We start from the raw sequence: 6,311 nt of genomic DNA, 5'->3' as shown, positions 1-6,311 counted from the left end.
CGGCGACGTGCGCAACGTGCACACGGTGCGCACGGGCATCGAGTACATGATGCGCCTGGCGGAGTGGTACACGGAGGCGGCCGCGGCGTCGTCCATCGGCTTTTTCCAGGTGGGCGGCGGCATCGCGGGCGACTTTCCCATCTGCGTGGTGCCCATGCTGCACCAGGACCTGCAGCGGCCCGAGGTGCCGCTGTGGGGCTACTTTTGCCAGATCAGCGACAGCACCACGAGCTACGGCTCGTACTCCGGCGCCGTGCCCAACGAAAAGATCACCTGGGGCAAGCTGGGCATTGATACGCCCAAGTACATCATCGAGTCCGACGCCAGCATCGTGGCGCCGCTCGTCTTTGCGCTCGTGATGGAGCAGTAGGGCAGGAACACCAACTGCTTTTTCACGCAGAGGGAGCAGAGGCAGCAGAGTACCCCGGTTCCGCGCGGAGCCGGGGTTCTCCGCGTCTGGATCCGGGTGCGGATCAATCCGCGATGCGCTCGGCGACTTCGTGGAGGTAGGTGTCCGGGTCCAGGCCGTGGGCGGCGGCGAGCGCGTCCACGGCCGCGGGGGTCACCGTCTCTCCCTTCTCGATCCGCCGCACCTGCCGCTCGGACAATCCCGCGACGTCCGACTGGCGCAGGCCCATTTCATCGCGGAACACACGCACGGCCGCGCCGAACGCCTGGTCGTGCATCACGCGCTCCCGCTGCACGCGGGCCCGCAGCCGCGGATCGGTCGCGATGCGGATGGACTCCAGGTCCAGGTCCACGTCGTAGTCGTCCCAGTGCAGGTAGGCGCCGTCCATGATGACGTCATAGTCCTGGCGCCGGTCGGGGGGGATGCGTCGGAGTGACGGATAAGCGTCGAACGCCATCTCGTAGAGGTTGAACGCGCAGTCCATCGCGTGGATTCTGCCGTTCGCCACGGTCGCATCGGCGATGAAGTGCTCCGGCGCGCCCAGCGCCATCGCCTGCAGAATGCGCTGGCCCACCCGCATGTCCCGGTGCACCACGGAGTTGCGGATGCGCCGGAGCGAAGCCCGCTCAAAGATCTGCATCACCCAGTGCTCTCCCATGTCGTTGCGGACGAACAGCCCGTGCAGCCGGTGCTTTCGCGCCGCGCGGCTGATGCACGGCGCCACCGCCGGAAGCTCCGTGGCCGAGCTGACGACGAACACGCGCCGCGCGTCGCAGGCCGTCTCGATGCTGCGGGTGGCGTGCAGCAGCCCGGCATCCAGCCCCTCCGGGAGCGCGGAATCGCCCTCTGGATCCGCCACGAGCACGGTCAACGGCTCCATCATGAACCTCGCTACGATTGAGGACGGACCTTCTCCTGCCACTCGCGCAGGAGCCGTCGCTTGTGGCGCACGACGTTCTCCAGCAGCGCGTCCAGCTCGGCCGGCGTGGGCCCCCGTCCTCCGCGGGCCCAGACCGTGGTGAAGTACAGGCCATGCCTTCGTGAGCACCGCAGGATGACCACCCTGATCATCCACTCCCCGGGTCGGGTGACGTGGAAGTGGTACGGCAGATGGTCGTTCGCCGGGAAGCGCATGTCGAGCCCGGCGATCTCGAAGCACTCCACTTTCCCCACCATCCACCTCCCGGGTCCGCGTGCCTCATCCACGAAGCTAATCCACTACCGGACGAATTGTCAATCGCACGCGCATGGTGTCACGTCCGGTGAGGTGACGCAAACGACCCGGTGGAGCCTCCACCTGCCGCCGATCCTCCATCCGCGCCTCCCGCAGTACTGCTGCCTCTGCTCCCTCTGCGTGAGAATGCAGTGAAGATCCGTACGTGCCTCATATCCTGTGTGATCGCAACGTTTTACGCGGGTTCGCTCAGCCCTGCGCCTGCTTCTCCTCCCTCCATCCGTGTCGGGCAGATCTCCATTGAGGCGCCGGGCGAACTTCCTTCCGCGCGTACGGCGGGTCGGCGGGCGGACCACATCGCGTCGCGCGCACTCTCCCTCACGGCTTCAGCAAAGGCGCCGACATACGGGCACCCCGGCGGGGACTAGCTTCATCCTCAGTTGGCACGGCCGCATCGGGCGGCCCGCCCCGCCAGGCCGGAGGCGGTCACGAGGACCGGCGCACCAGGAGAAAAGAACCATGCGCAAGCAACTGTTCGCGGGAGCCCTTGTGGTCGCCGTCCCGGCGCTGATCGCCGCCAGCACGCTGCCGCCGCTGACCTTTGGCGCGGGAAGCAAGGTGTGGGTCTCGGGCACCTCGACCGTGCGCGGCTGGCGCTGCGAGAGCACGCAGGTGAGCGGAACGGCCGACGCCGGCAGCACCGACATCGCGCAGATCGGCCAGGCGCGCGGCGAGCTCACCATCCCGCTGTCGACGCTGGACTGCAGCAACGGGACGATGAACGGCCACATGCGCAACGCGCTCAAGGCCCAGCAGAACCCCACCATCCGCTTTCGCGCCACGTCGGTGCGGGTGACGCCCAGCGGCGCCGAGGGCGCGGTGGCCATGACGGGCCAGCTGACCATCGCCGGCCAGACGCGCGACGTGACGATCAACGGCACGGCCGTTCGCGAGGGCAACTCGCTGCGGGTGCGCGGCACGGAGCAGCTGACGATGACGGACTTTGGCGTGCAGCCCCCGCGGCTGATGGCCGGCACCATGAGGGTGCACGCCCCGGTGACCGTCGGCTTCGACGTGATCCTGCGGCCCTGAAGTGATCGGCTGATCGGAATCGGCCGGAGCGGTTTGAAAGAGTGATCGGGCGGCGGATGGACGCCGCGCAGCAAACGGGGGCGCACTCCCGCGCCCCCGCATGACGGAACCTCCGAGTCTCGGAGACGGAACGATGAAAACCCTGAATCGTGCGCTGCTGCCGTTCGCCGTGCTGGCGGCCGCCCCCCTGGGCGCCCAGACGCACCTGGCGGCGAACACGGCCCCGGCGGACACGACGCCCGCACCTGCCGCGACGCAGGCGCCCGTCACGGTGTCGGCGCTGCCGGTGGTGGTGGGCTCGCCCTCGGCGGGCGGGGTGGGACAGTTCGAGCCGGCCAAGCAGGGCCGCGACTTCAACGGCCTGCAGCTGCAGATCGGCGGTGCGTTCGCGCAGACCTTCCAGGCGCTGGACCACGAGACGAGCGCCACGGCGGCGCCCAACACCACGCTTGGCCAGATTCGCCCCGGCTTCAACCTGGCGAGCGCCAACCTGAACATCGGCGCGCAGCTGGCCCGCGGCATCCGGGTGGACCTGGAAAGCTACATGGCCAGCCGGCACCACAACGAGTTCTGGGTCAAGGGCGGCTACGCGACCATCGACGCCTCGCCCATCGACGTGCCGGTGCTCAACCGGATCATGGAGTACACCACGATCCGCGCGGGCCACATGGAGATCAACTACGGCGACGCGCACTTCCGCCGCAGCGACAACGGCAACACCATCCGCAACCCGTTCATCGAGAACTACGTCCTGGACGCGTTCACGACGGAGATCGGCGCCGAGGTGATGGTGCGCGGGCCATACGGCACCTTCGTGATGGGCGGCGTGACGAGCGGCGAGAACAAGGGCGACATCAAGGAAACGGCCGTGGACGCCAGCCCCGCGTACCTGGGCAAGGTGGGCTTCGACCGCCAGTTCAGCCCGATGCTTCGCCTGCGGCTGACGGGCAGCCTGTACAGCGCGAGCTCGTCGCCGGCGGTGACGCTGTACGGCGGTGACCGCACGGGCAGCCGGTACTGGGGCGTGCTGGAAGACACGGCCACGCTCAAGGCGGGCACCTCGTTCACCAACGGCCGCGTGAACCCGGGCTTCGCGAACGAGATCTCGGCCTGGCAGATCAACCCCTACGTGGAGCTGGGCAACCTGGAGCTGTTCGGCGTGATCGAGCCGGCCAGCGGCAAGGCGGCCGCCGCGGCGGATCGCCGCGAGGTCAACCAGCTGGCGGGTGACGTGGTGTACCGGCTGCTGAACGACCAGCTGTACGTGGGCGGCCGCTGGAACCGGGTGACGGGCGACTGGTCGAACCAGACGAACCTGACGGTGACGCGGACGGCGTTCTCGGGCGGGTGGTTCGTGACCAAGAACCTGCTGACCAAGGTGGAGTACGTGACGCAGGACTACGAGGGCTTCGCCGCCACGGACATCCGCAACGGCGCCAAGTTCAACGGCCTGTCGATCGAGGGCGTGATCGCCTTCTGAGGACGGTACGGAGGTACGGAGCGGGGAGCCCAGGACGGGCTCCCCGCTTCTTGTTGGCAGTCTGGTGAGCGATGGATGGATCGCGCGGAGGGCGAGCCCCCCCATCCCCGACCCTCCCCCATAAACAGAATGGGGGAAGGGAGAACTTCATCTCGACATCCGGACGTCTCCCGCCGGCAGCAGCCCGCCCCTCTCCCGGCCTCTCCCCGCTCGGTCCTCGCGGAGAGAGGAGACCAGAACGGGGCGCTGGGCACGTGCAGCGTGGCGGAGTGTGTCTCGCCCGCCGAGGGCCCCCTCCCCCCGGCCCCCTGCCCCCGCTTCGCGGGGGAGGGGGGAGAACTGCGGTCCGGCGCGAAGGTGGTCCTTGGTGCGCGATCTCGCCCTCTCACCAACCCCTCCCCCGAAGTTGGGGGAGGGGTCGCCACCGAGCCGCGAGGAACGAGCGGCGCAGGCGGCGGGGGAGAGGGCCCCCCGTCGCGCAGCGACGGGATCCCGCCCTCTGATGATCTCCATCAGCCGTCTCTGGCCTCGATCAGCTACCATGGCCTCGATCAGCTACCATGGCCTCGATCAGCCGCCGTGGCGCTCCAGCTCACGTGCCAGCATCCGCTCCTCGCGCGCCGAGCCCTCGCCGAACCACACCACGTACGCGCAGTGCACCGCCAGGCCCACGCCGTACGCGCCCACGGGCCACGGGAACCAGAGCACGCCCTTGCTCCCCAGCCCGTCGATCGCGGCCAGGCCGCCGCCGCAGACGAACCACGCCATCCAGTGGTCGCGCAGCTCCGTCATCCGCCGCGCGCGCCGGCGAGCCCGGTCCAGCGCGGCCTGCTCCGATCGCGCCGGGGGCGGCGCCCGCCTGTCGTCCCGCATCACGCTTCTCTCCTCGTCACTGCTTGAGCCCTTCATCCGAGGACGTACGCGCCCGGGGTGCCGCGGGCTGCGCAGCATGCAATCGCACTTATTTGTATCTTATTCAGACGTTTGTTGACCTGGATGTGGATGCGAGGCAGCTTTCGGCGGACCGGTGCACGACGCGCCGATCATCCGTCCACAGCCAGGAGGCACCCATGGCCAAGATCAAGCTGGAACCGGACGCCCTGCGGGTGGAGAGCTTCGAGACGGCCGCCGCCCCGTCCGCCCGCGGCACCGTGCACGCGCGCCAGGAGCAGCCGGGCGACGCGGACGAGGTGGGGCTGCTGCCCGTTACCGACTGGAAGACGTGCCAGGGCGGCGACTGCACGGCGCGCACGCTGTGCCACTACACCTGCATCGAGGCCTGCTTCGGCGCCGACATCGGCGCGAACCGCATCGGCTGAAGACGCCGATCGCCAGGGAACGCACCGCACCCCGGCTCCGCGCGGAGCCGGGGTGCTTTGCTGGACGGCGGATTACTGCGTCTCGATGGACACGATGCGGGCGCTGCGCTCGTTCAGGGCCCACAGCCGGTAGCGGCGCATGTCCAGCACCACCGTGGGCTCGCGCTCGGCGCTGAGCATGGGCGCCGTGAGCTGCCAGCTGTCCGTGACCCACACGCCGCTTGGCAGCCGGGTAAAGCTCATGTGGCCCGTAAGGCGATGCACCGGCCCGCGAAAGCGCAGGCCGGTATAGCCGTACTCCACGAAGCTCAGCTCGGCCGTGGCGCGGTCCATCCACAGCACGCCCCGCACGTCCGGCTGCACCCGGTTGGCCAGCGGGACGAACTCCAGCCCGATCATCCCCGGCCGCTCGCGGCCGCCGTCGCGCACGCCAAAGCAGTGGTGCCGCAGGAACGCGTCGGAGAGGATGGCGTACGCGTCCACCCCGTTGACGATGACCTGCTGCGGTGTCATCACCACGTACGAACCGTCCACCAGGCTGTCCGCCGCCATGGGCTTGAAGGGCAGCCCCACGCTGGTGTGGCGCGTTGTCCCGTCGGACAGCACCTGCCCTCCCCGCAGGCTCACGCGGCGCTCGCGGGTCTCGGTTACGAAGCGGTACCGGCCGCTCTCCGCGGCCAGGGTCGCGCTGAACAGGGCCTTGCGCGCCTCGTCCCAGAGGGTCGCCGCCTGCGACATGTTGAGCAGGTCGCCGCCGCACTGCCGAGGCGCGCCCTGGGCCACGATGGGGTCCAGCGTCACGCGCCGCGGATCGGCCGTCAGGCGCACCTCCAGCGT

8 protein-coding genes are annotated in these 6,311 nt (G+C 69.4%); 4 read left to right on the top strand and 4 right to left on the bottom strand.

Annotated features, from left to right (window positions below; translation table 11 throughout):
- On the top strand, window positions 1-370 hold a 370-nt coding region (locus VFZ20_RS30280; RefSeq protein WP_329687704.1), incomplete at its 5' end, for a deoxyhypusine synthase family protein.
- A gap of 103 nt (window positions 371-473) precedes the next feature.
- Here VFZ20_RS30280 and VFZ20_RS30275 read toward each other — a convergent pair.
- Together VFZ20_RS30275 and VFZ20_RS30270 are read right to left on the bottom strand one after the other, a co-directional pair.
- Window positions 474-1,292 carry a helix-turn-helix domain-containing protein gene (locus VFZ20_RS30275; protein ID WP_329687703.1) on the bottom strand — a complete coding sequence of 273 codons (819 nt, stop codon included), beginning with the start codon at window positions 1,290-1,292 and terminating at the stop codon, window positions 474-476.
- Between the two features lie 8 nt (window positions 1,293-1,300).
- Window positions 1,301-1,585 (bottom strand): hypothetical protein, encoded by a 285-nt coding sequence (locus VFZ20_RS30270; RefSeq protein WP_329687702.1) that lies wholly within the window; start codon window positions 1,583-1,585, stop codon window positions 1,301-1,303.
- A 517-nt stretch (window positions 1,586-2,102) separates the two neighbouring features.
- Here VFZ20_RS30270 and VFZ20_RS30265 point away from each other — a divergent pair.
- Entirely contained in the window at window positions 2,103-2,675 is a 573-nt protein-coding gene (locus tag VFZ20_RS30265; protein WP_329687701.1) for a YceI family protein, read from the top strand.
- A 133-nt stretch (window positions 2,676-2,808) separates the two neighbouring features.
- On the top strand, window positions 2,809-4,155 hold the full coding sequence (locus VFZ20_RS30260; protein WP_329687700.1) for a hypothetical protein: 1,347 nt from the start codon (window positions 2,809-2,811) through the stop codon (window positions 4,153-4,155).
- Window positions 4,156-4,725: 570 nt separating this feature from the next.
- On the opposite strand, the gene VFZ20_RS30255 is transcribed toward VFZ20_RS30260, so the two are convergent.
- Entirely contained in the window at window positions 4,726-5,028 is a 303-nt protein-coding gene (locus VFZ20_RS30255; RefSeq protein WP_329687699.1) for a 2TM domain-containing protein, read from the bottom strand.
- Between the two features lie 197 nt (window positions 5,029-5,225).
- On the opposite strand from VFZ20_RS30255, the gene VFZ20_RS30250 reads away from it, so the two are divergent.
- Window positions 5,226-5,474, top strand: coding sequence for a hypothetical protein (locus tag VFZ20_RS30250; protein WP_329687698.1), 249 nt, complete (start codon window positions 5,226-5,228; stop codon window positions 5,472-5,474).
- Window positions 5,475-5,546: 72 nt separating this feature from the next.
- Here VFZ20_RS30250 and VFZ20_RS30245 read toward each other — a convergent pair.
- A partial coding sequence (locus tag VFZ20_RS30245) for a hypothetical protein (protein ID WP_329687697.1) occupies window positions 5,547-6,311 on the bottom strand: 765 nt, incomplete at its 5' end.

Origin of the sequence: Longimicrobium sp. (genome assembly GCF_036280135.1) — a bacterium.
Classification (GTDB): domain Bacteria; phylum Gemmatimonadota; class Gemmatimonadetes; order Longimicrobiales; family Longimicrobiaceae; genus Longimicrobium.
This window is presented reverse-complemented; position numbering and strand designations above follow the sequence as displayed.

What these genes read in the sequence shown, in the direction of transcription:
- VFZ20_RS30265 (WP_329687701.1), top strand. Translation starts at nt 2,103, where the DNA reads ATGCGCAAGCAACTGTTCGCGGGAGCCCTTGTGGTCGCCGTCCCGGCG.
- VFZ20_RS30275 (WP_329687703.1), bottom strand. Translation starts at nt 1,292, where the DNA reads ATGATGGAGCCGTTGACCGTGCTCGTGGCGGATCCAGAGGGCGATTCC.
- VFZ20_RS30270 (WP_329687702.1), bottom strand. Translation starts at nt 1,585, where the DNA reads ATGGTGGGGAAAGTGGAGTGCTTCGAGATCGCCGGGCTCGACATGCGC.
- VFZ20_RS30260 (WP_329687700.1), top strand. Translation starts at nt 2,809, where the DNA reads ATGAAAACCCTGAATCGTGCGCTGCTGCCGTTCGCCGTGCTGGCGGCC.
- VFZ20_RS30250 (WP_329687698.1), top strand. Translation starts at nt 5,226, where the DNA reads ATGGCCAAGATCAAGCTGGAACCGGACGCCCTGCGGGTGGAGAGCTTC.
- VFZ20_RS30255 (WP_329687699.1), bottom strand. Translation starts at nt 5,028, where the DNA reads ATGCGGGACGACAGGCGGGCGCCGCCCCCGGCGCGATCGGAGCAGGCC.